A 24,286-nucleotide genomic window follows, 5' to 3' on the forward strand; every position below is an offset into this window, starting at 1 on the left:
CCTGGACCTGCCCGCCGCCGTCAGCACAGGCAGGCGCGTCAAGCGACCCCGCCGGCGCGGGGATTGTCGTCCGCCGAGGCCGTTGGGCCGAAGGTCAGGGCCGGTTGTCCTCGTCGGGACCGTGGTCCTCGTCACCGTCCTTGTCCCGCTCCCTCTCCTTGTCCAGGGACTTGAGGAAGTCGGGGTTGTCATCGGGCGCCACCCAGCGGGAGCGGCCCCGTTCGCCGTACGAGCGCACCGCCCCTGCGGTCCCGGCGCGGCGGGGGCGGCCGGCGATGAGCCAGGCGATCGAGCCGAACAGCATGTAGCCGAAGAGCACGATGATCAGAACCCAGGCGCCCTTGGGGAGCTTTCGCACCTGGTCCTCAGGGGTGTTGAGACAGTCCATGAACGCGTAGATCCACAGCGCCAGGACCAGCAGAAACGGCAGATACCTGAGCATGGTGGAGCGGTCCCCCTGACGGGCGGGTGGCGGGGCCGGGAAGGCCCCCTGGTACGTGACCAGGGTAGTAGGTGCCCGATACTGGGGCTTATGGCTTATGACGATCTCCGCTCGCTGCTGCGGGCGCTGGAGCGCGACGGTGACCTCAACCGCATCAAGGCCGAAGTCGACCCGTATCTGGAGGTCGGTGAGATCGTCGACCGGGTGAACAAGGCGGGCGGCCCCGCGCTGCTCTTCGAGAACGTCAAGGGCTCGGCCATGCCGCTGGCCATGAACGTCTTCGGAACCGACCGCCGTCTCCTCAAGTCGCTCGGGCTCAGCTCCTACGACGAGATCAGCCAGAAGATCGGCGGCCTGCTCAAGCCGGAGCTGCCGCAGGGCTTCGTCGGGATGCGGGAGGCGTTCGGCAAGCTCGGCAGCATGGCGCACGTCCCGCCGAAGAAGGTGAAGGACGCCGCGGTGCAGGAGGTCGTCCTCATGGGCGACGACGTCGATCTCGACCGGCTCCCGGCCCTGTTCACCTGGCCCGAGGACGGCGGGTCCTTCTTCAACCTCGGCCTGACGCACACCAAGGACCCGGAGTCGGGGGTCCGTAACCTCGGGCTCTACCGGCTTCAGCGGCACGACCGCCGGACCATCGGGATGCACTGGCAGATCCACAAGGACAGCCGCAACCACTATCAGGTGGCGGCCCGGCGGGGTGAGAAACTGCCGGTCGCGATTGCCTTCGGCTGTCCTCCCGCCGTGACGTACGCCTCCACCGCCCCGCTGCCCTCCGATATCGACGAGTACCTCTTCGCCGGGTTCGTCCAGGGCAAGCGGATCGAGATGGTGGACTGCAAGACGGTGCCGTTGCAGGTCCCGGCGAACGCGGAGGTCGTCCTCGAGGGCTGGCTCGAGCCCGGAAAGACGCTCCCGGAGGGGCCGTTCGGGGACCACACCGGCTTCTACACCCCGCAGGAGGACTTCCCCGCGCTCACCATCGACTGTGTGACGACGCGCCGCCGGCCGCTGCTGCAGTCGATCGTGGTGGGCCGGCCGCCGACCGAGGACGGGCCGCTGGGGCGGGCGACGGAGCGGTTCTTCCTGCCGCTGCTCAAGATCATCGTGCCGGACATCGTGGACTACCACCTCCCCGAGGCGGGCGGCTTCCACAACTGCGCGATCGTCTCGATCGACAAGAGGTACCCCAAGCACGCGCAGAAGGTGATGCACGCCATCTGGGGCGCGCACATGATGTCGCTGACCAAGCTGATCGTCGTGGTCGACTCCGACTGCGATGTCCACGATCTGCACGAGGTCGCGTGGCGCGCGCTCGGCAACACGGACTACGCACGTGACCTGACCGTCGTCGAAGGCCCGGTCGACCATCTCGACCACGCCTCGTACCAGCAGTTCTGGGGCGGCAAGGCGGGCATCGACGCTACCCGGAAGCTGCCGGAGGAGGGCTACACCCGCGACGGCGGCTGGCCGGAGATGGTCGAGTCGGACCCGGAGACGGCCGCGAAGGTCGACCGCCGGTGGAAGGAGTACGGCCTGTGATGTCCGCGGCTGAAGGCATCGTCGGGCCGGGTTCGGCGCCGACGGGCGGCAAGGTCAGAGCGTTCCTCCGGCTCGTGATGATCGAGCACTCGGTCTTCGCGCTGCCGTTCGTCTACATCGCCGCCCTCACCGCGATGCACCTCGACGACGGTGAGATCCACTGGTGGCAGCTGTTCCTGGTCACCGTCGCCATGGTGGGCCTGCGCACCTTCGCCATGGCCTGCAACCGGATCATCGACCGCGAGATCGACTCCCGCAATCCCCGCACCGCCGGCCGTGAACTGGTCACGGGCGCGGTGTCCGTACGGTCGGCGTGGACGGGCGCGCTCGTCGCCGTCGTCGTCTTCCTGGGAGCCGCGGCGCTGCTCAACCCGCTCTGCCTGGCGCTGGCTCCGGTCGCCGTCGTCCCGATGGTGGTCTATCCCTACGGCAAGCGGTTCACCCACTACCCGCACGCCATCCTCGGGCTGGCACAGGCGATGGGCCCGGTCGGCGCGTGGATCGCGGTCACCGGGGAGTGGTCGTGGGAGGCGGTGATCCTCGGGCTGGCGGTCGGCGTCTGGATCGGCGGCTTCGATCTGATCTACGCCTGTCAGGACGTGCAGGCTGACCGGGAGCACGGTGTCCTGTCGGTCCCGGCGCGCTTCGGCATCCCCGGTGCGCTCCACGGCGCCCGCACCTGCCATGTCCTGACGGCCCTGCTGCTGGCCTGGTACGGGCTCGCCACGGGGGCGGGAGTGTTCTTCTGGGCAGGGCTGCTGATCGTCGTCACGGCGTTCCTCTACGAGCACTCGATCGTGCGGCCGGGGGATCTGTCCCGGCTCAACCGAGCCTTCTTCACCGTCAACGGCTTCATCGGGATCGCGCTCTTCGTCTGTGCGCTGCTCGACCTGGTGGTGCGGGGCCTCACCTTCTGAGCTCCGCTCCGAGCCTGCTCCCTTCCGAACCCTGCTCCACTCCCGAGCCCCTGAGACTCGCCCCCCGGCTCCGCCGGCAGACCCCGGCGGGGCAGGTCTCAGCCCGTGCGGGCGGGCTTACGGCGGCGGAAGAGGAAGGCCCCCAGCACCCCGCCCATCAGCCCGAAGAGATGGCCCTGCCAGCTGACCCCGGACGCGCTCGGCAGTACGCCCCACAGGATCGACCCGTAGAACACGGCCACCAGCAGACCGATGCCGATGTCCAGCGGCCGCCGGTCGACGAAGCCGCGCACCAGCAGATAGCCGAAGACCCCGAAGACCACGACAGAGGCGCCCGCGGTGACGGAGCCCGCCGGGGCGGTCAGCCAGACGCCGAGGCCACCGACGAGGATGATCACGCAGACGACCGCGACGAAGCGGCGTATGCCGCCCAGCGCGGCGAGGAAGCCGAGAACCAGCAGGGGCAGGGTGTTCGCCGCGACATGGCCGAAGCCGAAGTGCAGGAAGGCCGCGGGCAGGATGTCGGGCAGCTCGGCCGGCTCGCGGGGTGTGATGCCGTACGGGTCGAGGGCGTGCCCGCTCGCGACGTCGATGCCTTCGAGCACCCAGAGCAGCGCCACCCAGACGAGCATCAGCCCGGCGGCGGCCCTCGCCCGGTCGCCTCTGCTCGACTTCGCCGGTCCGACAGCCGTTTCGTACGACATCGCAGCCCCCTACGCTCCTCATGCCGTCACCCCGGACAACGGCCGGGGCCCCTTACCCGGTTCCTGGTGTCCGCCTCCGGATAGGCTCGAGCCGTGCAGCCGCCGCAGCCGAGACCGAATGACGACACCGGCACCGGGCAGCGCCGACCGTGGGTGGTCGGGGTGTCCGGGGCCTCCGGCACGCCGTACGCCGCCGCCGTGCTGCGTGCCCTCTTGCACGCAGGGGAGGCCGTGGACCTGGTGGTGAGCCGGGCCTCCCGGCTCACCCTCCTGGACGAGACCGGCGCCGCCTTCCGGGACGCGCACTGGCGCGAGGATCTGCGCGGCTGGCTGGCGCGGGGCGCGGACGGGTCCCCGGACCGGTTCGAAGCGACGCTGCCGGACCTGTCGGACGTACGGTACTGGGCGGCCGGGGACCTGGCGGCCGGGCCGTCGTCGGGCTCGTACCCGGCCCGGGGCATGCTGATCGTCCCGGCCAGTACGGCGTGTGTGGCCGGGGTGGCGCTGGGCCTGTCGAAGGATCTGTTGCAGCGGACGGCGAGCGTGACCCTCAAGGAGCGGCGCACGCTCGTGGTCGCGGTGCGCGAGACACCGCTGAGCGGTCAGACACTGAAACATCTGGTGACGCTGGACGAGGCGGGCGCGGTGGTGCTGCCGGCCTCCCCGGCCTTCTACGCGGGAGCGGCCCACATCCAGGATCTGGTGGACTTCGTCGCCGGGCGGGTGCTGGACGCGGCCGGGGTGCCGCACAAGCTGTACCGCCGGTGGGAGGGAGCGATCGGAGGCTCCCGGGCGGAGGGTTGACGCTTCCCGCGGTGGGGGAGGCGAGGGTCGGCGGCGGCAGGGGCAGCGGCACTGTGCGGGTGGTGCGCGCGAGAGCGCGAGCGGAACGGGAAACCCAGCGCTCGTAAAGATTTGCAGGCGAATCGCCTCATTCGCCTTGAATTCTATAATTGAATTTGCAATGACTGAATAATGGAAGGCTCCAGGTACATGGACGCGGTGGACAGGCAGCTCATCCAGGCCCTCCGGGAGAACGGCAGGGCCTCGTACGCCGAGCTCGGGCGGCTCGTCGGGCTCTCCGGGCCCAGCGTCACGGACCGGATCAACCGTCTGGAAGCGGCCGGTGTGATCACCGGCTACCGCGCGACCGTCGACTCCGCCTCCCTCGGCCTCGGGGTCACCGCACTCATCGGTATCTCGCTGACCGACGCCACCGACCATGAGGACGTCGCCTACCGGTTGCGCGACCTGGAGGAGATCGAGGACTGCTGGTTCATCGCCGGCGACGACTCCTACATGCTCAAGGTGCGCGTCACCGATGTGGACGGCCTGGAGAAGACCATCCGGCGGCTGTCCGGCACCAAGGGCGTCTCCCGGACCCGCACCACCATCGTTCTCTCCACCAAATGGGAGAACCGGGTCGGTGAACTCCCCGGGGACTGACGCCCGGAGGCGCCGGCCCGCTCCCGAACGGGCCCGAGGGGCCCGGCGGCCACGGCCCCGGCAGAGGGGTGGCGTACGCTCGGGTGAGCCCGATCGGTAGACGTATGGGAGGCGGCCGCATGGACGCGGGGCTCAAGCGCGAGCTGGAGGAGAAGGTCCACGCCGGGGAGCGGCTGACCCGTGAGGACGGCCTCGCCCTCTACGAGACCGACGACCTCGCCTGGCTGGGCGGCCTGGCCCATGAGGTACGGACGCGGAAGAACGGCGACGTCGTCCACTTCAACGTCAACCGTCACCTCAACATGACCAACGTGTGCACCGCGTCCTGTGCCTACTGCTCCTTCCAGCGGAAGCCGGGCGAGAAGGACGCGTACACGATGCGCATCGAGGAGGCCGTCCGCCTCGCCAAGGCGATGGAGAACGACAACCTCACCGAGCTGCACATCGTCAACGGCCTGCACCCCACGCTGCCCTGGCGCTACTACCCGCGCTCCCTGAAGGCCCTCAAGGAAGCGCTGCCCCAGGTCTCCCTCAAGGCCTTCACCGCCACCGAGATCCACCACTTCGAGACCATCTCCGGGCTGTCGGCCTCCGAGATCCTCGACGAGCTGATCGACGCCGGACTGGAGTCGCTGACCGGCGGCGGCGCCGAGATCTTCGACTGGGAAGTGCGGCAGCACATCGTCGACCACCGCACCCATTGGGAGGACTGGTCGCGTATCCACCGCCTCGCGCACGAGAAGGGGCTCAAGACCCCGTGCACGATGCTCTACGGGCACATCGAGGAGCCCCGGCACCGGGTGGACCACGTCCTGCGGCTGCGGGAACTGCAGGACGAGACCGGCGGCTTCCAGGTCTTCATCCCGCTCCGCTACCAGCACGACTTCGTGGACATGCAGGACGGCAAGATCCGCAACCGGCTCCAGGCCCGTACCACCATGGCGACCGGCGCCGAGGCGCTCAAGACCTTCGCGGTCTCCCGGCTGCTCTTCGACAACGTCCGGCACGTCAAGGTCTTCTGGGTCATGCACGGGGTGCAGACCGCGCAGCTCGCGCTGCAGCACGGCGCGGACGACATGGACGGCTCGGTCGTCGAGTACAAGATCACGCACGACGCGGACAACTACGGCACCCCGAACAAACTGACCCGCGACGACCTCCTCGACCTGATCCGCGACGCCGGTTTCCGGCCCGCCGAGCGCAACACCCGCTACGAAGTCATCCGCGAGTACCCGGGCCCGGACCCGGAGCGCCGGGAGTCGCCGCAGCCGATGCGGGTCTGAGCCAGGTCTGACCCGCGCCCGGGTGGGTACCCGGGCCTCATGAGCGGCCGTACCCCTGAAACCGATGAGCCCGAGGCGGCGTACACCGCCGAGCCGTACGTGCCCGTTGACGCCGATCTCCAGGCGCTCCGGCGGGCGGCGGCCGACTGCCACGGCTGCCCGCTGCACCGTGCCGCGAACCGAACCGTCTTCGGGGAGGGGGACGCCGACGCACGTCTCGTACTCGTCGGCGAACAGCCCGGCGACCAGGAGGACCGGCAGGGCAAGCCCTTCGTCGGGCCCGCCGGGAAGCTGCTCGACCGGGCCCTCGCCGAGGCAGGGATCGACCCGGCCGAGACCTACACCACCAACGCGGTCAAACACTTCAAGTTCGAACAACGCGGCAAACGCCGTATCCACAAGCCCCCGAGCCTCCGCGAGATGGGCGCGTGCCGGCCCTGGCTGGACGCCGAGCTCAGCCTCATCGACCCCGAGGTGATCGTGGCCCTGGGCGCGACGGCCGGAAAAGCCCTGCTGGGATCGGAGTTCCGGGTCACCAAGCAGCGCGGCATGGCGCTGCCCTGCCCCTGCCTGGACGGAGAGGAACGCCTCGTCGCCACCATCCACCCGTCCGCCGTACTGCGCGCGGACGACCGGGAGGCGGTGTACGAGGGGCTGGTGGCCGACCTGCGCGTGGCGGCCGACCTCCTGGGCTCTGCCTGAACGGCCGCCCGCGGCTCCCCCTCATTTGATCCACATCCGGACATGCTTCACTTGGATGTGGCCCGGTCCGCCGCACCAGAGAAGAAGGTCCGTCCGTGAGCAGCAAGCAGCACGCCACCCTCCGCTACACCGCGATGCGCCTCGGCATCTTCGTCGGCTGCTTCCTCCTCGTCTGGGGCCTGACCCGGCTCCGGATCGTCCCGGCCGGACTCGGCGACTCCAACGTCGTGTGGGTCCTGCTGCTGGCGCTGATCCTGTCCGCGCCCCTCAGCTTCATCCTGCTGCGCAAGCAGCGCGACGCGATGTCCGAGCGCATCGTCGAGCGAGTGGACCGCGCCAAGGAGCGGTTGTCGGCCCACCAGACCCAGGAAGACGCGTAACGCTCGTCACAGCACCGGACGACATCCCGGACCACCCCACCGCGGAGCAGCCGCTCCAGAGTGGGGTGTTCGCGTCGTGGGCGCCCTGAAGGGCGCCCCCGCCTCAAAGCCGGGCTTTGATGCTCTCAAAGTTCAAGTGTTAGCGTCCTTGTCATGACGACAGCAGCCGCGCACCGCCACGCCCTGGGCCTTGCGCTCACGGCGCGCCTGCCCGTCGACCTCTGCCGCTGTACGTCCGCGGCCTGTTGCCGCAGCTGAGCGACAAGCATCGGCGCTGCCGTCATCCCTCACGGCCCGCCGCACCCCGTCCTTTTTCTTTCCTTGCCCTGCCGGAGTGTGTCCGTGTCCACCGAAGCCCCCGTGAAGAAGCCGGCTCCCGAGAAGAGACTCGGCAGCCTCATACCGAAGGTTCCCTTCTGGGCCCAGATCCTCCTGGGCCTCGTTCTCGGCATCCTGCTCGGCTGGATCGCCCGCAGCGGTGACGTCGGCTGGCTCCTCACCACGCTCGACAAGATCGGCGCGATCTTCGTCCAGCTGCTGAAGCTGGCGGTGGCCCCGCTGGTCTTCTTCGCCATCCTGGTGTCGATCACCAATCTGCGGAAGGTCAACAACGCCGCCCGGCTGGCCACCCGTACCCTCCTGTGGTTCATGATCACCTCACTGGTCGCGGTCGCCATCGGCCTCGCGATCGGCCTGCTCACCAACCCGGGCGCCGGCACCGGCCTCACTCCCAAGGACGGCGCCAAGCCCGAAGAGGCGGGCTCCTGGCTCGACTTCCTCACCGGCATCGTTCCCACGGACGTCATCACGCCGTTCACCGAACTCAACGTTCTGCAGATCGTCTTCATGGCAGCCGTCGCCGGAATCGCCGCCCTCCAACTCGGCGAGAAGGCCCAGCCGATCCTGACGCTCAGTCAGTCCGTACTGGAACTGCTCCAGAAGGCCCTCTGGTGGGTCATCCGCCTCGCCCCGCTCGGCACCCTGGGCCTGATCGGCTACGCCATCGCCACCTACGGCTGGGACCTCACCGCCAAGTACGCCACCTTCACCGCCGATGTCTACATCGGCTGCGCCCTGGTCATGTTCGGCGTCTACCCGCTGCTGCTCGCCACGGTCGCCAAGGTCAATCCGCTGCAGTTCTTCCGCGGTGCCTGGCCCGCCATCCAACTGGCCTTCGTCTCCCGCTCCTCGGTCGGCACCATGCCGGTCACCCAGAAGGTCACCGAACGCCTCGGCGTGCCGAAGGAGTACGCCTCCTTCGCGGTCCCCTTCGGCGCCACGACCAAGATGGACGGCTGCGCCGCGATCTACCCGGCGCTGGCCGCGATCTTCATCGCCGAGATCTTCGGTGTGCACCTCGGTATCGGCGACTACCTGCTGATCGCCTTCGTATCGGTCATCGGCTCGGCCGCCACGGCCGGTCTGACCGGCGCGACCGTGATGCTCACCCTGACGCTGTCCACGCTGGGCCTTCCGCTGGAGGGCGTCGGTCTGCTGCTGGCGATCGACCCGGTCCTGGACATGATGCGCACGGCAACGAACGTGGCCGGACAAGTCGTATGCCCGTTGCTCGTCTCGGGGCGTGAGGGCATCCTCGACCGCGACACGTACAACTCGGCATCCGCCTCACCTGTGGATGTCGTCTCGGGCGCTCATGAGCCGGAGTTCGCCAAGGCCTGATGTCCAGGCACGCCTACAGCGCCCTCGGCCTCGCTTCAAAGCCGAGGGCGCAAGCAGTTCACCGCCCGGTTCGGCTCCGGCAGACCCGGGGAGGTGCTCTTCGACCGGATCTGCCGGGAGAACGGCATCACCCACCGGCTGACGAAGCCGAAGTCACCGACGACGACCGGGAAGATCGAGCGGTTCCACCAGACCCTGCGGAGTGAACGCGGTCTGCCGAAGCGGCTGGGGAGTCGCCCGCCTTCACGCCCGCGATGAGGAGACCGGCCCGGTCAGGTACCTCGCGCGGCGGTGTCAGCATCACTGTCGGCGGCAGCGGCAGTGCTGGCGGCCGGGCGGGTCGGGCGCAGGAAGAGGAACAGAGCCGGTACGAGGTAGAGCGCCCAGACGGCGGCTTGGAGCACGCTCGGGTTGGGCTGGAAGTTGAAGATGCCCTTCAGCAGGGTGCCGTACCAGCTGCCTGGCGGGATTGTCGCGCTGATGTCGAACAGGCGGTTGTCTAGGCCGGGCAGGATGCTCGCCTCTTGCAGGTCGTGGATGCCGTACGCGAGGACGCCGGCCGCGACCACGACCAGCATGGCGCCGGTCCAGGTGAAGAACTTCGCGAGGTTGATCCGCAGCGCGCCGCGGTAGAACAGCCAGCCGAGCACGGCGGATGTGAGGAGGCCGAGAATCGCACCGATCAGCGGGCGGACTCCGTCGTCCGTGGCCTGCACCGCGGACCAGACGAACAGCGCGGTCTCCAGGCCCTCGCGGCCCACGGCGAGGAATGCGGTGGCTACCAGGGCGCCGGTGCCGATGGCGAGGGCTTCGTCCAGTTTCCCGTGCAGCTCGGCCTTCAGATGCCGGGCGGTGCGGCGCATCCAGAAGACCATCCAGGTCACCAGGCCCACGGCGACGATGGACAGACCGCCGCCGAGCATCTCCTGGGCCTCGAAGGTCAATTGCGTGGAGCCGAACTGCAGGACCGCGCCCACGCTCATGCTGAGCGCGACCGCGATGCCAACGCCGAGCCAGATCGGCGGCAGCTTGCTGCGGTTGTCGGTCTTGACGAGGTACGCGACGAGGATGCAGACGACGAGGCTGGCTTCGAGGCCTTCGCGCAGGCCGATCAGGTAGTTGGCGAACATACGGTCTCCTTGGACGCGATACGCGATACGCGATACGCGATACGCGATACGCGGTGCGCGGTGCGCGGTCGTCAGGTGTCGTCAGGTCAGGACTGGCTGTTGAGGAAGCCGATCAGGGTGGCGCCCCACCAGCCGAGCTGGCTGACGGTGGCGGCCACGCCCGACTGGACGAGCAGGTGCCGGGGAACCCGGGCGTCGTCCCGGCACCGGTCGAGGCACTGCCCGAGCCAGTGGGCGTACAGGCCGTTGAGGGTGATGGCCAGGACGAGGCCGAGCTTCACGAGGGTCAGGGGCGATGTCAGGTCCGGGTGGAGGAACAGGCCGCTGACGACCAGTCCGGCCAGCCCGAGCCAGATCGGCACCTGCAGCCCGCAGGCGGTCTGCAGGACGTCGGCCAGGCGGCGGCGTCCGAGCAGCCACAGAACGGCGAACCAGTCGACGGCGAGCACGGCGCCGAGCCCGACGATGAGTGCGACGACGTGCAGAAAGCGGGCCGCGAGCTGCAGTGCCGGGTCGGCGTGGAGGTGGTGGGCCACCCAGCAGGCCGCCGCCAGGCTGGCGGAGCTGAGGACCCCCAGGGCGACGAGTGCCCAGACCGGGGTGGGAGGGCGGTCAGGGGCCCCGCCGCCGTCGGCGGCAGCGGGTCGCCCCGGTCCCCTGACGGACGGGGGAGCCGGGGCAGCCACTGGTCTCTCGGCGGTCGGAGCCAACTGTCAGCTCTCCGACTTCAGTTCCACGTCACGGAAGGTGGCGGTGACCTTCTCGCTCAGCGCGGGCTTCTCACCGCTCGCGCCGTGACGCAGGAAGGTCGGGGCCTGGAGCGTGGCGCGCAGGGTGTACTTGCCGTCCTTGGGGATCGAGAAGTTGTTCGCGTAGTGGAAGAACTCGGCGTAGTAGAAGTTCAGGTCCTGGGCCTGGACAACCTTGCCCTTGCTGTCGACAACCTCGAGGCGGATCGGCACGTTCGGCACGATGCGGCCGGTCTTGGCCTCAAACGGGATGATCTCGATGTGGTGGGTCTCGTCCTTGGCTGGCTCACGGTTGACCAGCTCGCCATCCATACCGTGCTCGGCGTGCTCGCCACTCTTGCCGCCCTTGGACTCGAACCACGGCTCGGCCGCCTCGACGATGTAGCCGATGCGGTACTCACCGGCCTTGGTCTCGCCGCCACGGGCCGCGATCTCCGCCTCGACCACGGTGTGCTGGTGCGCCACACCGGCCGGTGCCGTCTCCTTCACCTGACCCTTGGCGGGGGCATCGGTCTTGTCGTCGGCGCCGCCGCAGGCCGTCAGGGCGAGGGCGAGCGGGGCCGCCAGAGCGAGTGCGCGCAGCGAAGAGCGTGGCATGGCTGGAATCTTTCTATCGGAGATAAGGTTAGGCGAACCTAAAACCTTGCTGTGTGCAAGTCAACTCATCCCGCGATTGTGGATGCACGTGATATCTCGGGCGGCCAAATGAGTTTTTTCAGTAGCCGTAAGGGAGTTGACGAGCCATGAGCAGACCGCTGGGCGTGCGAAGCGGTAGCGAGAGGGTCACTATCTGGACAGCTGGGCCGACCTCTCACCTAGACTGCGCGCCGCCTCCGTCCGTATCGTCCCCAGGAGTACGTCGTGACCTCTCGCCTGACCCGGACCGCCGCTATAGCTCTGCTTGCCGCCGGCCCGCTGACTCTGGTGACCGCCTGTGCCGAGAAGAGCGGCGGCAGTGGCGGTGACGCGAAGTCGGGAGCCATAGCGGTCGAGGCCACCGACGACGCCTGCAAACTCTCCCGGACATCCGCACCCGTCGGGTCCATCGCCTTCGAGGTCAGCAACGGGGGCAGCAAGATCACCGAGTTCTACCTCTACAGCCCGGAGGGCAAGGTCGTCAGTGAGGTCGAGGGCATCGGCCCCGGCACGTCCCGCCAGATGACCGTGAAGGTCACGAAGGCAGGTGCCTACGCCACCGCCTGCAAGCCGGGCATGGTCGGCGATGGCATCCGTGGCAAGTTCACCGTGACTGCGAAGGGGAAGGGCTGACCTCACTCCTGCCTCCGCAGCCCGCGACAGCCCCGGATGGTCGTGCCATACCGGGGCTGTACGTGTGAGTGGGGTCGCTCAGGCGGTCGGGAAGCCGCCCGCCTTCACGCCCGCGATGAACGAGGCCCAGGCCCCGGGCAAGTGCGGCAAAGATCCACTCGCCTTCACCAGCATCGCCTGCACCATAGCCTCGGCTACCGGGGCCACATCCTCACCAAGTCCCGCCGCTACTCGACCACCTACGCGGCCCTGCGCGCCGAACGGGCCGAGCACCAATGCGCCGCAACCGAGGTGGGCGACGACGCCAACAGAGCGGCGGCAGTGGCGGTGACGCGAAGTCGGGAGCCATAGCGGTCGAGGCCACCGACGCCGTTGCCGGTCAGGCACTGATCCCGGTGCTTGTCGCCGCCCGGGAGAAGATCCTCGACCGGGAGGCCTACGACTCGGCGACGTCGACTCCGCTCGACTCCGCGGGCCCGTCCGGCGAGCCCCAGCCCGCCCCGGCCGCCGCGTAGGTCCTAGCCATCCGGCGCAGAGTCCCCGGTCACCGCTGGTGTCGGGGACTCTGCCATGGGCGCATGGTGTGAGCTGTACCGCTGGAGGAAGGGGGTGGGGAGCCCAGCGGGCGTACGATCACTCAGCCACGGGTGGCGGATGGCCGTCGATCCATGCCTGGTGGGCTGTCTGCCCCCGGTAGACATGCACTTCGAGGACGACGCCACGATGCTGCACGCATTTGTTCATCGGGCTGTTGCTTCCCGGCCACGCTGAGTAGCGTGGTGGCCTCAAGTGTTCAAGGGGGCAGGGGGACAGCTTGAACGTCGTCATATGCAGCCAGTCGGACTGTCGGAACGTGGCACGGGCAAGGCCATATCCCGAGGGTCATCTGTGCCGACAATGCCACCGCAAGATCCAGGATGCCGCGACATCTCCAACCCAGTTGCAGTCAGGTACCAGGTCCGGAAATCAGCGGGCGAGAAAACGGGCGCAACGGCGGAAGGACCGGGCTGCCGAGGCGCGCGCCCTGTGGCTGGAGAAGAGAGCAGCCGCTCAGGCAGGACAGCGCCACCGGCCTCGAATAGTGCAGGCGAAGCCCGAGATCAAGGGCAAAGCTCTCAAGCCGCCGGGCCCGCTCGCCGATCTGCCGTCCATGTGGTGGGAGTTCAACGGATAGTGCGCACGTGAGGACCCGGAGGATCTGGGGGTGACGTCCACATCTTCGAGAGCCACGGCTGGGCTCCCGGTGCAGGTTCCCTCTGTGCGCCCGTTTCCGGAGGACCTGTGTGGTACTCACGCGGCCTTCCCGGTCAACGCGCTGACAGCTCGTTGCCACGCCTCTGCCGTCCATGAACAGACCGCAGCCACACAGCCGGCTCCTCGAGGAGGTTCTTTTCCGGGTGCCGATTCGTGATCGCGGTCGTGCGCCCACTGAGCATGTGCCCGATGCGGACCTCCAGGTCGCCGCCGTGGTCGTCCCGGGCCGTGCTCGTGAGTTGCTGAACCGGGAAGCCGGGTCCGTCGGAAGGAAACCTCTGTATGCGCACCATTTATCGGTTCACCGTCGTGGGAGCTGCGGCGTTCAGCTTGTCCCTGTTACCGGGGACGGCGAACGCGACTCCTTCCTCCGGAGTGTCCGCCACGATCCTCGCTCAGACGACCGTGGGCGGTAAGGACTACATCCTCCGGGAGATAACGATCCAGCCCGGCGGGAGCACCGGCTGGCACTACCACGACGGCACGCTGTACGCCGTGGTCAAGCAGGGCACGTTGACGCGGACCGAGTCCGACTGCACCACCAACCACACCCACAAGGCGGGTGGCACGGTCGTGGAGCCCAGCGGGGCCGACCACGTCCACATCGGGCGCAACCTCGGCACCACTCCGGTCGTACTCGACGTGCTCTACGTCAACCCTGCGGGCACCCCGCTGGCGGAGGACGCGCTGAACCCGGGCTGCAGCTTCCAGTAGGCGGATGCGGCCCGCGCTGCCCTGCCACCGTCGGCCTCCACGACCGCTACCCGGATCGTGGAGGCCGAGGCCGCCCGGCCCTGCGTGTCTGCCTTGTCGCCCGTGAGCAGCCGCGCAGAGTCCCCGATCACCGCCGGTGTCGAGGACTCTGTCATGGGCACATGGTGTGAGCTTGTACTGCTGGGGTCGACCACCTCATCGGGGCTCAGTGCCGCCCGGAAACGGCCTGGTCGCCGGTGTTTCCCCCGCGGTTGAGCCAGGCGCGGACGGATCCGCCGTCATACATCACCAGGTAGTCGGCCTTGCCGTCGCCGCTGATGTCGGCGAACCTGACGTACTTCGACGCCATGCTTGCGGTGGTTGGGCCCCTCTCTGCTGAGGCAGCGCGAGAATCTGCCACCATGCAGACAAGGATCAATAGGTTCCCGACTGTGGGCAAGGGATATGACAATGCGGTGGCATGAGGTCCATCGGGACAGGAATATGGCGTGCGGGAGCAGGGGTACGCAATAAGTGCAAACCAACGGCCTTCCAGTAGATAAGAGGGGTCGACTGGGCGTGGCGTCGGCATATTCGCCGGTCTTCTTGTCCTGGCTCTTTTTTGGTGCGTGAGGTTCAGCTCCTGGAGCGCGGGAAGCATCGCCCTCCTGATTGACTTGGCCGCAGTAGAGTTGCTGCTTGTCATCGCGTGGCGCAAAGCGCGGCTGAGAATTGCCCTCATCGCAATGGCCGTACTCTTCGTCCCACTTATGGTGATGAAGCTTCTCGGTGAACTGTCATGAGTCTCGCCTCCGGGACGCTGATTCCGGCCATTGTCCCCGACCGCTGGCGAACCCTGGACCGGGCCCGCAAGGGCGGCAGGCCGGGCCAGTCCCAGCATCTGCGGGACGTTCCCAAGCCTCCGGTCGAGGAGGAGCTGGACAAGTGACCACCGACGTGGACAGGAGGGCGGGGGGTCCGCCGGCCGGTCACCGGGCTTTCCGGGAAGGGCGTGAGGAGGAGCGGCGAGCGTCCCGGCGAGGCACCGGGACTGGGGCCGCGGGCTCGCCCGGTGCACGCCGAGGCGTGCTCCCACATCGGGAGGATGGACCCACACCAGAAGGATGGACTCGCAGTGGCCTCCTCGTGGCCTTCACAGTCGTGACCACCGGACGCTCGAACCGTGGCCGGTACGTGTCGAGTGTGCGCAGGGGGCGTCGGGGCCACCGTAGGCTTACCCGCGAGTAGCTTTCGTGGGAGGGGCCAGAGTGGGCGAGAAGACGAAGCGGATGCCCAGGGCGGTGAGAGAGCGGCAGATGCTCGACGCGGCGGTGGCGACCTTCGCCCAGCGCGGGTACCGGGCCGCGTCGATGGATGAGATAGCCGAGCTCGCGGGGGTTTCGAAGCCGCTCGTCTATCTGTATCTCAACTCCAAGGAGGAGCTGTTCCACGCGTGCGTCCAGCGGGAGGCGGAGGCGTTGGTCGCGGCGGTGCGGGACGCGGTGGAGCCGGGAGGCGGATCGGCTGCCGAACAGCTGTGGAACGGGCTCCGGGGCTTCTTCGCGCACACCGCCGAGCATCCGGACGGCTGGGCGGTGCTCAACAACCGGGCAGGTACGCAGGGTGAGTCCTTTGCCTGTGCGATCGCCGCCATGCGGGAGGAGCTCCTCGCTCGTGTGACACAGCTGATCGCGGAGGCGGGGCGAGAGGCGGGGTGCGACCCCGGACTCGCCGAACGGGAGGTGGCCGGGCTGGCGCACGCCCTGGTGGGCGCGGCCGAATCGCTCGCGGGCTGGGCCAACGCCCGTACCGGCGACAGCCCTACGGCGAAGGAGACGGCCGCTCTGATGAACTTCGCGTGGGCGGGGCTGGGGAATCTGATGGACGGGCAGGGCTGGTCCCCTCCGCGCCCCTCCGCGCCGGATACCCAGAGCTGAGCTCCGGCTCGGGCGGTGGCCCCGCCGGAACCGGACCTCACGCGGCCGCTCCGCGCCCTGGACGTCACGGGCCACGGACGGTCGTGGGCGGCCGATCAGCTACTGCTCCGCGGGGCCGAGCGCTTCCGTCAGCAGGGCCCCGTCGCGCCGCGCCTCGGTCGCGATCACGGTGCCCCGGCGGTGGGGCCGCAGCCTCTCCGCGTAGACCGTCAGCTCCAGGGCGTCCTCCGTACTCAGCGGCCTCCACTGCCTGATCTCGGCCGACGTATGGACCAGGCCCAGCAACGGGAGCGGAAAGGCGCGGTCGGCCATCAGCCGGGCAGCCAGGGGGAAGGGAGGGGCGGCAGATGCGTACGGCCCCCGTTTCATTCGGTGGTACGCACCCTTCCGGGTGACGGACCTCCGAGCGGTCCGGAAGGTGGAGAGAGAGGTGGCGGGAAAGGGGGACGGAATGGGGCCCGGGATAAGGCACGAGGGAAAGGCGGCGGGCCATGACGGCCACAAAGGGCAGGAGCCCCGTTCCCTCGCCGAAGCGGGGGAGCGGGGCTCCTTGGGTACTGCGCGTCGACCGCGATCGGTCGACCCCGAAAGATCCGAAGGATCAGACCGGGGTGACGTTCTCCGCCTGCGGGCCCTTGGGGCCCTGGGTGACGTCGAAGTTCACGGTCTGGTTCTCCTCCAGGGAGCGGAAGCCAGACGCGTTGATCGCGGAGTAGTGGACGAAGACATCGGGGCCGCCGCCGTCCTGGGCGATGAAGCCGAAGCCCTTCTCGGCGTTGAACCACTTGACGGTTCCGGTAGCCATAAGCCCTCCTTGGGCCAAAGGGTTGCCCTGCTCCAGAACCTGCAAGAAGTCTGAAAACTACAAAAGCCTGCGGCGTCACATGCTCCGCAGGCTCTGTACTGCAAGGGAAACCAAACTGCAACTTGCGGCGAGCCTAGCACGCTGCGCTCAGCTGGTGAAAGAGGTGAAGATCACCCGGGAGTGGGGTTTCGCACCGAGATCATCGCGGGGACCCGTCGCTGCCGGGCTCCCCAGCGGTCTGTGCGGGTCTGTACGGGCATGTCGCATCTCGCTGTCCCCGGCGTGTCGGGGCGTGTCCCGGCCTCGGTTCCGGCGCGCGCGCCAGGGACCCGCGGCCGGTGTCCGGGGCGGCTGGAGCTAGCCTCACGATGTGGACCAACCTGAGCGAGCTGCCACCCCCGCCGCGGACGACGACCGTCGTAGCCGGCCCCGGGTCGGCCATATCCAGTTCCTCAACTGTCTGCCCCTCTACTGGGGCCTCGCCCGTACGGGCACGCTGCTCGACCTCGAGCTGAGCAAGGACACCCCCGAAAAGCTCAGCGAGCAGCTCGTCCGCGGCGAGCTCGACATCGCGCCGGTCACCCTCGTCGAGTTCCTCCGCAACGCCGACCGGCTCGTGGCGTTCCCCGACCTCGCGGTGGGCTGCGACGGTCCGGTGATGTCCTGCGTGATCGTCTCCCAGGTGCCGCTGGACCAGCTGCACCGGGCGCGGGTGGCGCTGGGCTCCACCTCCCGGACGTCGGTACGGCTGGCGCAGTTGCTGCTCGCCGAGCAGTACGGCATCGAGCCCGATTACTACACCTGCCCGCCGGACCTCGGTCTGATGATGCAGGAGGCGCAGGCCGCCGTACTGATCGGGGACGCCGCCCTGCGTGCGTCCCTGCACGACGCGCCGCGTCTCGGCCTGCAGGTCCACGACCTCGGCCGGATGTGGAAGGACTGGACGGGCCTGCCGTTCGTCTTCGCCGTCTGGGCCACCCGCCGCGACTACCTCGAACGCCGGCCCCGGATCGTGCACACGGTCCATGAGGCGTTCCTGTCCTCCCGGGACCTTTCGCTGGAGGAGGTCGGCAAGGTCGCCGAGCAGGCTGCCCGCTGGGAGGTGTTCGACGCCGAGCTGCTGGAGCGCTACTTCACCACGCTCGACTTCCGGCTGGGTGCGGAGCAGCTCGAGGGGATCGCCGCATTCGCCCGTCTCACGGGCCCGACGACGGGCTTCCCGGCGGATGTCCGGGTGGAGCTCCTCAACGGCGGGCAGCGGGGGCCGAAGGCCTGAGGCCCGCGGTGGCGGCAGGCCCGACGTCGTGGACCTGAGGTCGCGGCCGGCAGAGGGGGGAGGGCGCGGCTTCCGCCGTGCCCACACCCGTGTCCCCGCGCGCGTGCACGGGGTGAAGCAAGACCATGCACGCGGTGATCGCTACCGGTTCCGTGTCCACGCGCGCGTGGACGGGTGCCCCGGTCCGGACCCGGCGTGCGGGGCGCACCCGTGCGCGCTGGGGCCGGTACGAGCGCCCCGTCCCGGCCGCCCCAGGCTCTAAGCTGGCGGCACGCCGCAAGGAGGCCATCCGGGCGAGCCGAGGGGGGCACGGACGCCATGCATCCGCTGGAGGGGGAGGATCCGCGTGCCATCGGTCCTTACCGGCTGCTGCGCCGACTCGGCGCGGGCGGAATGGGCCGGGTGTATCTGGGGCGCAGTGCGGGCGGCCGTACCGTCGCCGTGAAGGTGGTGCATCCGCACTTCGCGACGGATGAACAGTTCCGGGCCCGCTTCCGCCGTGAAGTCGAGTCCGCTCGGCGCGTCGGCGGGCGCTGGACCGCTCCTGTGCTCGACGCGGACCCGGACGCCTCCGTGCCATGGGTGGCGACCGGTTATGTGGCGGGCCCGGCCCTCCACCAGGCGGTGTCCTCCGTCGGCCCGCTGCCCGAGCACTCCGTACGGGCCGTGGGCGCGGGTCTCGCCGAGGCGCTGACGGCCGTCCACGGGCTGGGGCTGGTGCACCGCGACGTCAAGCCGTCGAATGTGCTGCTGACCCTGGACGGGCCGCGGCTGATCGACTTCGGGATCGCACGAGCCACCGACGGCGCTGCGTCCCTGACCTCCACAGGCGTCTCCATCGGCTCTCCCGGCTATATGTCACCCGAGCAGATCCTGGGCGGGGACATCACGCCGGCCGTGGACGTCTTCTCGCTGGGTGCGGTGCTCGCCTTCGCCGCCACCGGGGAGGGGCCGTTCCCCGGGGACAGCTCGGCCGCGCTGCTCTACAAGGTGGTGCATGAGGAGCCGGAGCTGGGTGATGAGCTGCGGGGCGGCCTGCGCAATCTGGTCGCCGCCTGCCTCGCCAAGGACCCGGCCGCCCGGCCCACTCCGGAAGAGGCCGGGCAGCGCCTCGTCGAAGAGTCCGGTGCCTCCGCTGCCTCCGGTGTCGTACGGAGCGGCTGGCTGCCGGGTCCGCTGGTGGAGCAGGTCAGCCGCCGTGCCGTCGAACTCCTGGACCTGGACGCGGGGCCGATGCCCGTGCCGGGCGCCGCGGGGCCGGCACCGGTCCGGGGGCCGGTGCCCGAGCCCGCCTCGGGGGGCTCCGGACTGGTGACGATGCCCCCGGCCCAGTTCCCGACCCAGCGCTCCGGCTCCGACTCCGATTCCGAGCCCGGGTTCGACTCAGGCGCCGCTTCCGCTTCCGCACCGGTTCAGTCGGAGCCGACGTCCACGGCCGGTACTGCCGGAGGTGGTGGTGCCCCGGGTGCCTTCGGGCCGCCGCATCCTTCCTTCGCCGGTACGGGCGGGCCCCTCGCCGAGGCGGAGGACAGGTCTCTCGGGGAGGGGAAGGACGGGTCTCTCGCAGGCTCGGAAGAGTCCTCGGGGGGCGCGCGGCGGGCGCGTTTCTCCGTCTCCGCCTCGGCCACGGCGACGTCCCCGCCCCTGCGCTCCCGGCGCGGCCGCCGGCTGAGCTGCACGCTCGTCCTGTCCGTGGCCGCCGCGCTGGCCGTCGCGACGACGACGGCGTACTTTCTCGGCTTCCTCGGCCTGATGCCGGGTGGCGGTGGCAGTGGCGGAGGGGACGCCGTGGGGGACTCCCACTCGGAACCGCCCCTGCCGGATGCGGCACCCTCGCCGGGGGCTTCCGTGCCCAGGGCTTTCCTCGGCACTTGGAAGGGCGAGGTGGTCCAGGGCGACGGCACGCCCAACGGGGACGTGACCATCACCCTCACCAAGGGCGGAAAGGGCGCGAAGGTCGCCCGTCTGACGTACGGAGTTCTGGGGCTGGTGTGCCGCGCCAAGGGCGAGTTGGTCTCGGTCACCGACAAGAAGCTCACGCTCGAGGAGACCGGGGACAACCCCGGGGCCGCACCGCTGTGCACGGGCACCACGGCGACCGTGACCCTCACCCTCGTCGGCAAGGGCGTGCTCGCCTATACGTCGGACGACGCGGCGGGCGGCCGTCCCACCTCCCGGCTGACGAAGTCCGGAAGCTGACGCGCTGGAAGGTGCTGGCGCACCGGTGACAGACCGGGAGCGGCTGACGGGGAGGAAAGCGCCCGCGTACCGGAGGCAACCAGGTGCGGGGGAGCAGCTCACCGGCCGGCACAGCGCGGCCTCGCGGCCTCTGCGAAAAACTGTGCTCGCCCGACGGCGACGGTTCGCGCGTCGCACCCGGCTCGTACGCCCTGGTCCGTCCGTGGCCCCCGGCTGGGAGCGTGCACCGGTAGCCCGGACGGGTACGGGGCCCGACCGGCCCCCACCGGGAGTGTCCGACCCCTGGCGTACGCTGGATCGGTCCGACTGTGCCATCCGGGGGGCGACCCCCGGACGCCCGAAAAACCTCCGGAAGGGACGTCCCCGGTGAGCGAGAGCGCCGACCTTCAGTCCGTCCTCGACCGCGCCGCAGCCGGTGGCCGTATCACTCCGGAGGAGGCGCTCGACCTGTACCGGTCGGCGCCGCTGCACGCGCTCGGCGCGGCTGCCGACGCCGTGCGCCGCCGCCGCTACGCCGGCACCGAGCACATCGCGACGTACATCATCGAACGCAACATCAACTACACCAACGTGTGTGTGACGGCGTGCAAGTTCTGCGCCTTCTACGCCCCGCCGAAGAGCGACAAGGGCTGGACGCGCGACCTGGACGACATCCTGCGGCGCTGTGCGGAGACCGTCGAACTCGGCGGCACCCAGATCATGTTCCAGGGCGGACACCACCCCGACTTCGGCGTCGAGTACTACGAAGAGCACTTCTCCGCGATCAAGAAGGCATTCCCGGAGCTGGTCATCCACTCCCTCGGCGCATCCGAGGTCGAACACATGGCCCGGATCTCGAAGGTGTCGGTGGAGGAGGCCATCTCGCGTATTCACGCCGCGGGTCTGGACTCCTTCGCGGGGGCCGGCGCCGAACTGCTCCCGGCGCGCCCGCGTGCGGCCATCGCACCGCTCAAGGAGTCCGGCGAGCGCTGGCTGGAGATCATGGAGACCGCGCACGAGCTGGGCGTGGAATCGACCTCCACGATGCTGATGGGCACGGGCGAGACGAACGCCGAGCGGATCGAGCACATCCGGATGATCCGCGACGTCCAGGACCGTACGGGAGGCTTCCGCGCCTTCATCCCGTACACCTACCAGCCCGAGAACAACCATCTGAAGGGCCGGACGCAGGCCACCCTGTTCGAGTATCTGCGCATGATCGCGATCGCGCGGCTCTTCCTCGACAACGTCGCCCATATCCAGGGCTCCTGGCTCACCACGGGCAAGGAGATCGGCCAGCTGTCGCTGCACTACGGGGCGGACGACCTCGGGTCGATCATGCTGGAGGAGAACGTGGTGTCCTCCGCGGGCGCCAAGCACCGTTCCAACCGCAGGGAGATCCTCGACCTGATCCGCGCGGCGGACCGCGTCCCGGCGCAGCGCAACACGACGTACGAGCACCTGGTCGTGCACGAGGACCCGGCGAACGACCCGGTCGACGACAAGGTCGTCTCGCACTTCTCCTCGACCGCGATCGAGGGGGGCACGGCCCACCCGGAACTCAAGCTCATCGACGCGAGTTGAGCACTTCTTGCTGACCGTCCACACCGCCGATGCCCTCTGCCCGGGCCCGGGGCGGGAGTTGATCCGCGGCGGAGCGGTCGCGGTCGAGGGTGCGGCCGTCGCGGCCGTCGGCCCGTACGAGACGGTCGTGGCCGCGCATGCGGGTGCGCGAGTGCGCCGTTGGCCCGGGCTGCTGACCCCGGGGCTCGTCAACCGCCGCGCCGCGGAGCTTCTCGAGACCGTCTACCACCCGGATCCGCGTGAGGCGGACAGGCTGGGCACCGAGCCGGTCCGCGACCCTGCCGTGCTGGACGTACTGGGGCTGACGGGCACGGACTGGGCGGGGAGCGCCCGACGCGGTCTCCAGCGGATGCTGGGACACGGCACAACGGCGGTGGCCGGGCCCCCGTTCCGGAGCCCGGCGGTACGAACGGCCGTGTCCCGGTCGGGTCTGGTCACGGTCGTACGGCCCACCGAGGGGCCTGATGCGGGCGAACCGTCGCTCGATCCGCTGGGCGGGTCATTGCCGGAGGGTGTGCTCGCCGGGGTGCTCGCTCCGGGCGCCCGCGCGGACTTCGCGGTCTTCGACGTCCCCGTCGAGGTCGATCCTCCCCCGGCTGACGCCGGGAGGTGCCCCCTGGGCGCGCTGGCCGAGCGGGGGGCGGCCACCTGTGTGGCCACGGTCCTCAGCGGCCGACTCGTCCACCGCCGCCGCTAGGGCGTGTTTCGAAAGTCCCTCCCCCAGACTCCGTCCGGGAGGTGCCCCCAGGCCCGCGACGCCTGGCACGCACGCTCGCTGCGTTGTCGGGCTCGTCCGAGTACTCCCCTGGCCTTCGGCATGGGGGACCCCAGTACGAGGACGACCTCCCCCAGCCTCCGGCCGGGGGTACCCCCACCGCCTTGCGATCGCACGCACCAGCCGCCGCGACCCCCGCCCTTCGGGCGGACGGCGCTACTTTCGAAACACGCCCTAGCGCTGTGAGCGTCGTCCGGGTGGGCCGCGGTCGGACCCCCGGCGCGGTGTGGCCGAGGCGCCCGAGCCGGCCCGGTACGAGGGCCAACTCTCCTGCGTGTACCGCATCCGGCGCCGCCGACAGGCCCCGAAGATCTGCCGGTCCAGGCCGGGGCCCGGCTCACCGACTCGCGGGAACGTGCGCGGAGGGTGCCGCTCGTCGTGGTGCTGACCCGTATTCATACGTTCTGCCTGTAGCGGGAGTTCATGGGAACCGAAAAGGTGAAAGGAGGAGTCTGTACCCACACGAGTGATCCGCTAGTCACGGAGGGCGACATGCCGCCGTTCTGCCCCACCTGCGGTGCGCAGCGCCCCGCCGAGGCCCGTTTCTGTATGGGGTGCGGCAGGGAAACCCCTGCTCAGGCCGGAGGGGCCGGTCCTCTGGACGAGTCCCCGACGATCACGCAGTCCGCCGCCGTACCGGACCTGCTGCACACCCCGACGCTGGCGTCCGCAGCGCCACCGCCCTCGCCTCCGCCTCCGTACGGGGCTGCGACCCGGCCGAAGCCCGCCCGCAGCCGTCTTCTCACCTGGGGCGCCCTCGTCCTGGCGGCCTTTGTCGTCGGCGGTGCGGCGACGGCAGGGGTGCTGGTCCTGCGGGGCGGCGACGGGGGAGCAGGACCCGGCGGCGGGAGCGACAGCGAGCCACTGGCCGTGAAGAGCGAGGAGCCGGCCGTATCCCGGCCGGGCGTTCCGACAACCGGACCGACTCCTTCCGACCCGCCGTCACTGCCCTCGCAGTCACCGCCCTCGCCGTCGGCCGAAGCGACCACCGCGGCCGAGGCCCCTTCCACGCCCCCCGGTCTCCCCGCCAACTACCGGATGGTGCACGACCCGCAGGGCTTCTCCCTCGGGGTCTTCGAGCTCTGGCAGCGGGAGGTCAACGGCGGCCAGATCGACTACCGGGGCTCCACCGGCAACTCGTACCTCCGGATCGGCATCCGGGTCACCAGTCAGTCGTCCCGGGACCACTTCCTCGAGCTCGAAGAGATCGTCCGGAGGAAGAGCGACGGCTACCGGCGCCTGGAACTGGCCGGGAACACCTTCCGGGGGCGGCCCGGCGCCCGTTGGGAGTTCGTCTGGACCGAGAAGGGGAGCGGGCGCACGATGCACGCCGTCGACCAGTCGTATGTGACCGAGGACGGTACCGAGTACGCGATCTACTTCCAGGACTGGCACGACTCCTGGAGCGTGTCGCGGGAGTCCTTCGACATCGCTCTCGACACCTGGTCGGCCGGCTGACGGCTGCCCGCCGGCCCCTGCCCCGCCGGGCCGCGCCGTCGGCCTTGCGGAGCTCCGGTCGTCGCCCGCATCCGGTCCGGTC

General features: G+C 69.7%; 26 protein-coding genes and 2 pseudogenes. 20 read left to right on the forward strand and 8 right to left on the reverse strand.

Features of this window, described 5'->3' with window-relative positions; genetic code table 11:
- Window positions 1-94: 94 nt before the first annotated feature.
- On the reverse strand, window positions 95-442 hold the full coding sequence (locus tag ACTWQE_RS16600; protein ID WP_443329716.1) for a PLDc N-terminal domain-containing protein: 348 nt from the start codon (window positions 440-442) through the stop codon (window positions 95-97).
- 90 nt (window positions 443-532) lie between these two features.
- Between ACTWQE_RS16600 and ACTWQE_RS16605 the strand changes: the two genes are divergently transcribed.
- On the forward strand, window positions 533-1,984 hold the full coding sequence (locus ACTWQE_RS16605) for a menaquinone biosynthesis decarboxylase (RefSeq protein WP_443329717.1): 1,452 nt from the start codon (window positions 533-535) through the stop codon (window positions 1,982-1,984).
- A complete protein-coding gene (mqnP, locus tag ACTWQE_RS16610; protein WP_443329718.1) occupies window positions 1,984-2,901 on the forward strand; it encodes a menaquinone biosynthesis prenyltransferase MqnP in 918 nt (305 codons plus the stop codon). The genes ACTWQE_RS16605 and mqnP overlap by 1 nt, the downstream gene beginning before the upstream one ends.
- 98 nt (window positions 2,902-2,999) lie before the next feature.
- Here the strand turns inward: mqnP and ACTWQE_RS16615 are convergent, their stop codons facing one another.
- Entirely contained in the window at window positions 3,000-3,605 is a 606-nt protein-coding gene (locus ACTWQE_RS16615) for a rhomboid family intramembrane serine protease (RefSeq protein WP_443329719.1), read from the reverse strand.
- Window positions 3,606-3,698: 93 nt separating this feature from the next.
- Here ACTWQE_RS16615 and ACTWQE_RS16620 point away from each other — a divergent pair, with 93 nt between their 5' ends.
- The 7 genes and pseudogenes from ACTWQE_RS16620 to ACTWQE_RS16650 form a co-directional block, all read left to right on the forward strand.
- Window positions 3,699-4,409, forward strand: coding sequence for a UbiX family flavin prenyltransferase (locus ACTWQE_RS16620; RefSeq protein WP_443329720.1), 711 nt, complete (start codon window positions 3,699-3,701; stop codon window positions 4,407-4,409).
- Window positions 4,410-4,598: 189 nt separating this feature from the next.
- The gene (locus ACTWQE_RS16625) at window positions 4,599-5,051 is read left to right on the forward strand and encodes an Lrp/AsnC family transcriptional regulator (protein WP_443329768.1); all 453 of its coding nucleotides are present in this window, start codon (window positions 4,599-4,601) and stop codon (window positions 5,049-5,051) included.
- 119 nt (window positions 5,052-5,170) lie between these two features.
- Window positions 5,171-6,334 carry an aminofutalosine synthase MqnE gene (gene mqnE / locus ACTWQE_RS16630; RefSeq protein ID WP_443329721.1) on the forward strand — a complete coding sequence of 388 codons (1,164 nt, stop codon included), beginning with the start codon at window positions 5,171-5,173 and terminating at the stop codon, window positions 6,332-6,334.
- A 39-nt stretch (window positions 6,335-6,373) separates the two neighbouring features.
- The gene (locus tag ACTWQE_RS16635; RefSeq protein ID WP_443329722.1) at window positions 6,374-7,036 is read left to right on the forward strand and encodes a UdgX family uracil-DNA binding protein; all 663 of its coding nucleotides are present in this window, start codon (window positions 6,374-6,376) and stop codon (window positions 7,034-7,036) included.
- A 95-nt stretch (window positions 7,037-7,131) separates the two neighbouring features.
- Window positions 7,132-7,416 (forward strand): DUF4229 domain-containing protein, encoded by a 285-nt coding sequence (locus tag ACTWQE_RS16640; RefSeq protein WP_443329723.1) that lies wholly within the window; start codon window positions 7,132-7,134, stop codon window positions 7,414-7,416.
- A 342-nt stretch (window positions 7,417-7,758) separates the two neighbouring features.
- The gene (locus tag ACTWQE_RS16645; protein ID WP_443329724.1) at window positions 7,759-9,096 is read left to right on the forward strand and encodes a dicarboxylate/amino acid:cation symporter; all 1,338 of its coding nucleotides are present in this window, start codon (window positions 7,759-7,761) and stop codon (window positions 9,094-9,096) included.
- Window positions 9,097-9,147: 51 nt separating this feature from the next.
- Window positions 9,148-9,303 (forward strand): annotated as a pseudogene (locus ACTWQE_RS16650) (IS481 family transposase); the annotation flags it as partial.
- Window positions 9,304-9,368: 65 nt separating this feature from the next.
- On the opposite strand, the gene efeU reads toward ACTWQE_RS16650, so the two are convergent.
- From efeU to ACTWQE_RS16665, 3 genes are all read right to left on the reverse strand, one after another.
- The gene (gene efeU, locus ACTWQE_RS16655) at window positions 9,369-10,226 is read right to left on the reverse strand and encodes an iron uptake transporter permease EfeU (RefSeq protein ID WP_443329725.1); all 858 of its coding nucleotides are present in this window, start codon (window positions 10,224-10,226) and stop codon (window positions 9,369-9,371) included.
- A gap of 86 nt (window positions 10,227-10,312) precedes the next feature.
- A complete protein-coding gene (locus ACTWQE_RS16660; protein WP_443329726.1) occupies window positions 10,313-10,762 on the reverse strand; it encodes a hypothetical protein in 450 nt (149 codons plus the stop codon).
- Window positions 10,763-10,939: 177 nt separating this feature from the next.
- On the reverse strand, window positions 10,940-11,572 hold the full coding sequence (locus tag ACTWQE_RS16665) for an iron transporter (protein ID WP_443329727.1): 633 nt from the start codon (window positions 11,570-11,572) through the stop codon (window positions 10,940-10,942).
- Window positions 11,573-11,836: 264 nt separating this feature from the next.
- Here ACTWQE_RS16665 and ACTWQE_RS16670 point away from each other — a divergent pair, with 264 nt between their 5' ends.
- From ACTWQE_RS16670 to ACTWQE_RS16685, 4 genes and pseudogenes are all read left to right on the forward strand, one after another.
- Window positions 11,837-12,244 carry a cupredoxin domain-containing protein gene (locus tag ACTWQE_RS16670; RefSeq protein WP_443329728.1) on the forward strand — a complete coding sequence of 136 codons (408 nt, stop codon included), beginning with the start codon at window positions 11,837-11,839 and terminating at the stop codon, window positions 12,242-12,244.
- 183 nt (window positions 12,245-12,427) lie between these two features.
- Window positions 12,428-12,517: pseudogene (locus ACTWQE_RS16675) on the forward strand (replication initiator); the annotation flags it as partial.
- A gap of 2 nt (window positions 12,518-12,519) precedes the next feature.
- Window positions 12,520-12,759 carry a hypothetical protein gene (locus ACTWQE_RS16680; protein WP_443329772.1) on the forward strand — a complete coding sequence of 80 codons (240 nt, stop codon included), beginning with the start codon at window positions 12,520-12,522 and terminating at the stop codon, window positions 12,757-12,759.
- 1,021 nt (window positions 12,760-13,780) lie between these two features.
- Window positions 13,781-14,212: a cupin domain-containing protein gene (locus ACTWQE_RS16685; RefSeq protein WP_443329729.1), complete on the forward strand. Its 432-nt coding sequence runs from the start codon at window positions 13,781-13,783 to the stop codon at window positions 14,210-14,212.
- Window positions 14,213-14,417: 205 nt separating this feature from the next.
- Here the strand turns inward: ACTWQE_RS16685 and ACTWQE_RS16690 are convergent, their stop codons facing one another.
- Entirely contained in the window at window positions 14,418-14,561 is a 144-nt protein-coding gene (locus ACTWQE_RS16690; RefSeq protein WP_443329730.1) for a hypothetical protein, read from the reverse strand.
- A gap of 429 nt (window positions 14,562-14,990) precedes the next feature.
- On the opposite strand from ACTWQE_RS16690, the gene ACTWQE_RS16695 reads away from it, so the two are divergent.
- Together ACTWQE_RS16695 and ACTWQE_RS16700 are read left to right on the forward strand one after the other, a co-directional pair.
- The gene (locus tag ACTWQE_RS16695) at window positions 14,991-15,140 is read left to right on the forward strand and encodes a hypothetical protein (protein ID WP_443329731.1); all 150 of its coding nucleotides are present in this window, start codon (window positions 14,991-14,993) and stop codon (window positions 15,138-15,140) included.
- A 340-nt stretch (window positions 15,141-15,480) separates the two neighbouring features.
- Entirely contained in the window at window positions 15,481-16,128 is a 648-nt protein-coding gene (locus ACTWQE_RS16700; protein WP_443329769.1) for a TetR/AcrR family transcriptional regulator, read from the forward strand.
- Between the two features lie 99 nt (window positions 16,129-16,227).
- Here the strand turns inward: ACTWQE_RS16700 and ACTWQE_RS16705 are convergent, their stop codons facing one another.
- Window positions 16,228-16,497, reverse strand: a complete 270-nt coding sequence (locus ACTWQE_RS16705) for a hypothetical protein (RefSeq protein ID WP_443329732.1) — start codon at window positions 16,495-16,497, stop codon at window positions 16,228-16,230.
- 232 nt (window positions 16,498-16,729) lie between these two features.
- Window positions 16,730-16,933 carry a cold-shock protein gene (locus ACTWQE_RS16710; RefSeq protein ID WP_019707740.1) on the reverse strand — a complete coding sequence of 68 codons (204 nt, stop codon included), beginning with the start codon at window positions 16,931-16,933 and terminating at the stop codon, window positions 16,730-16,732.
- A gap of 370 nt (window positions 16,934-17,303) precedes the next feature.
- Between ACTWQE_RS16710 and ACTWQE_RS16715 the strand changes: the two genes are divergently transcribed.
- The 5 genes from ACTWQE_RS16715 (at window position 17,304) to ACTWQE_RS16735 (ending at window position 24,204) form a co-directional block, all read left to right on the forward strand.
- Window positions 17,304-18,209 (forward strand): menaquinone biosynthetic enzyme MqnA/MqnD family protein, encoded by a 906-nt coding sequence (locus tag ACTWQE_RS16715; RefSeq protein ID WP_443329733.1) that lies wholly within the window; start codon window positions 17,304-17,306, stop codon window positions 18,207-18,209.
- Window positions 18,210-18,527: 318 nt separating this feature from the next.
- Window positions 18,528-20,408 (forward strand): serine/threonine-protein kinase, encoded by a 1,881-nt coding sequence (locus ACTWQE_RS16720; RefSeq protein ID WP_443329734.1) that lies wholly within the window; start codon window positions 18,528-18,530, stop codon window positions 20,406-20,408.
- Window positions 20,409-20,774: 366 nt separating this feature from the next.
- Window positions 20,775-21,971 carry a cyclic dehypoxanthinyl futalosine synthase gene (mqnC, locus tag ACTWQE_RS16725; protein WP_443329735.1) on the forward strand — a complete coding sequence of 399 codons (1,197 nt, stop codon included), beginning with the start codon at window positions 20,775-20,777 and terminating at the stop codon, window positions 21,969-21,971.
- 7 nt (window positions 21,972-21,978) lie between these two features.
- Window positions 21,979-22,668, forward strand: coding sequence for a hypothetical protein (locus ACTWQE_RS16730; protein ID WP_443329736.1), 690 nt, complete (start codon window positions 21,979-21,981; stop codon window positions 22,666-22,668).
- A 570-nt stretch (window positions 22,669-23,238) separates the two neighbouring features.
- On the forward strand, window positions 23,239-24,204 hold the full coding sequence (locus ACTWQE_RS16735) for a zinc ribbon domain-containing protein (protein ID WP_443329737.1): 966 nt from the start codon (window positions 23,239-23,241) through the stop codon (window positions 24,202-24,204).
- The last annotated feature ends 82 nt before the right edge of the window (window positions 24,205-24,286 follow it).

Source organism: Streptomyces sp. 8N706, from assembly GCF_052245415.1.
Classification (GTDB): Bacteria; Actinomycetota; Actinomycetes; order Streptomycetales; family Streptomycetaceae; genus Streptomyces.

Coding starts and splice junctions, on each gene's coding strand:
- ACTWQE_RS16600 (WP_443329716.1), bottom strand. CDS start 442: ATGCTCAGGTATCTGCCGTTTCTGCTGGTCCTGGCGCTGTGGATCTAC.
- ACTWQE_RS16605 (WP_443329717.1), top strand. CDS start 533: ATGGCTTATGACGATCTCCGCTCGCTGCTGCGGGCGCTGGAGCGCGAC.
- mqnP (WP_443329718.1), top strand. CDS start 1,984: ATGTCCGCGGCTGAAGGCATCGTCGGGCCGGGTTCGGCGCCGACGGGC.
- ACTWQE_RS16615 (WP_443329719.1), bottom strand. CDS start 3,605: ATGTCGTACGAAACGGCTGTCGGACCGGCGAAGTCGAGCAGAGGCGAC.
- ACTWQE_RS16625 (WP_443329768.1), top strand. CDS start 4,599: ATGGACGCGGTGGACAGGCAGCTCATCCAGGCCCTCCGGGAGAACGGC.
- mqnE (WP_443329721.1), top strand. CDS start 5,171: ATGGACGCGGGGCTCAAGCGCGAGCTGGAGGAGAAGGTCCACGCCGGG.
- ACTWQE_RS16635 (WP_443329722.1), top strand. CDS start 6,374: ATGAGCGGCCGTACCCCTGAAACCGATGAGCCCGAGGCGGCGTACACC.
- efeU (WP_443329725.1), bottom strand. CDS start 10,226: ATGTTCGCCAACTACCTGATCGGCCTGCGCGAAGGCCTCGAAGCCAGC.
- ACTWQE_RS16665 (WP_443329727.1), bottom strand. CDS start 11,572: ATGCCACGCTCTTCGCTGCGCGCACTCGCTCTGGCGGCCCCGCTCGCC.
- ACTWQE_RS16680 (WP_443329772.1), top strand. CDS start 12,520: ATGCGCCGCAACCGAGGTGGGCGACGACGCCAACAGAGCGGCGGCAGT.
- ACTWQE_RS16685 (WP_443329729.1), top strand. CDS start 13,781: ATGCGCACCATTTATCGGTTCACCGTCGTGGGAGCTGCGGCGTTCAGC.
- ACTWQE_RS16690 (WP_443329730.1), bottom strand. CDS start 14,561: ATGGCGTCGAAGTACGTCAGGTTCGCCGACATCAGCGGCGACGGCAAG.
- ACTWQE_RS16695 (WP_443329731.1), top strand. CDS start 14,991: ATGAGTCTCGCCTCCGGGACGCTGATTCCGGCCATTGTCCCCGACCGC.
- ACTWQE_RS16700 (WP_443329769.1), top strand. CDS start 15,481: ATGCCCAGGGCGGTGAGAGAGCGGCAGATGCTCGACGCGGCGGTGGCG.
- ACTWQE_RS16705 (WP_443329732.1), bottom strand. CDS start 16,497: ATGAAACGGGGGCCGTACGCATCTGCCGCCCCTCCCTTCCCCCTGGCT.
- ACTWQE_RS16710 (WP_019707740.1), bottom strand. CDS start 16,933: ATGGCTACCGGAACCGTCAAGTGGTTCAACGCCGAGAAGGGCTTCGGC.
- ACTWQE_RS16720 (WP_443329734.1), top strand. CDS start 18,528: ATGCATCCGCTGGAGGGGGAGGATCCGCGTGCCATCGGTCCTTACCGG.
- ACTWQE_RS16735 (WP_443329737.1), top strand. CDS start 23,239: ATGCCGCCGTTCTGCCCCACCTGCGGTGCGCAGCGCCCCGCCGAGGCC.